The 1,035-nt window shown below is 42.5% G+C and carries 2 protein-coding genes; both read right to left on the bottom strand.

The window, feature by feature from the left end:
• A partial coding sequence (locus tag NC238_06705; GenBank protein MCM1565628.1) for a hypothetical protein occupies positions 1-371 on the bottom strand: 371 nt, incomplete at its 3' end.
• A 227-nt stretch (positions 372-598) separates the two neighbouring features.
• Positions 599-991, bottom strand: a complete 393-nt coding sequence (locus NC238_06700; GenBank protein ID MCM1565627.1) for a hypothetical protein — start codon at positions 989-991, stop codon at positions 599-601.
• Positions 992-1,035: the final 44 nt, after the last annotated feature.

Below are 1,035 nucleotides of genomic sequence, written 5' to 3'. Positions count from 1 at the left end.
GCATAGCTTCTAAGCCAGTTGACGTATTCATCAGCCTGTTTTTTTATCTCCGCAGCATCCATACCCTTGTTTTGAATACCTATAAAATGCTGCATGGATATTTGTTGCTGCTCCAACATCATCCCGGCACCAACAACCTTACCAACTCCGAGCCCGGCAAGGGCGGTGGCCGCGAGACCTTTTAAAGATAGTAAGCCGTCTTTAATCTTACCAATGGCTTTAGTGGCCTTGTCTGTTACAGCAATCACAGGGCGAACAGTCATACTGCCAAGGATTTTTATTTTGCTTGTAATAGTGTTTGTATCTTTATGCAGCTTGGTCATGGTGCTTGAAAATTGGTCTTTTAAACGAATCGATGCACCTAATATCAAAGTTTCACCCCCTTATAAGGGCATGAGAAAAGCGCCCTGCTGGCGCTGTTAGCTTTATTATTTGGCAAATAAAGGACATCCTCCAGGGCTATTATAATTTTCATCCAGTTCTTTTAACATGGATGCATACAAAAACGTCTTTTCGCCTTCAGATGCGTTGTATATCTCAGACGGCAAACGGCCTTTTTGAACGTAATAATGAATCATGGCTGCAAGCCCGTCTGAATTTATGAGTTTTTTACTTCTTCAATATTCAGGTTTCCTTTTTCAAAACCTGAAAGCTTCATTATGGCATTGTAGACAGCCAGGATTTCGCCACCTAACAGGATGCTTGATACGATATCAACCGGCCTGGTTGTGCCGTACCTCTCCCTGAGTTCCTTGGTCTTAAAATCGGGATCAGCAGACATTTTGTAAATTGCCCACTTCATCTCTTCGCCTTCGTTGCCGTCAGCCAGTTCTCCGATTTCTTTTAATTCATCAATAGTTGCGGCTCTAAAGCTAATATAAAAAGGCTGCCCTAATTTTTTTGAAAGCCGCTTAATTTCAACCTTACCGGTTGGAATATCCTTAATTTTTGTCGGGTCAGCCGCAAGCAGCATATCTAATGTTTGGCCCATGTCTTAGTCCTCCTTTGGGTTGATGGTATCAATGGGTTCCCAAT

It is taken from the genome of Dehalobacter sp. (assembly GCA_023667845.1).
Classification (GTDB): domain Bacteria; phylum Bacillota; class Desulfitobacteriia; order Desulfitobacteriales; family Syntrophobotulaceae; genus Dehalobacter.
The sequence above is the reverse complement of the archived record's forward strand: the minus strand, read 5'-3'. Positions and strand labels throughout refer to the sequence as shown.

Bases quoted from the DNA above. Each gene is read 5' to 3' on its own strand.
- NC238_06700 (MCM1565627.1), bottom strand. From the start codon at position 991: ATGGGCCAAACATTAGATATGCTGCTTGCGGCTGACCCGACAAAAATT.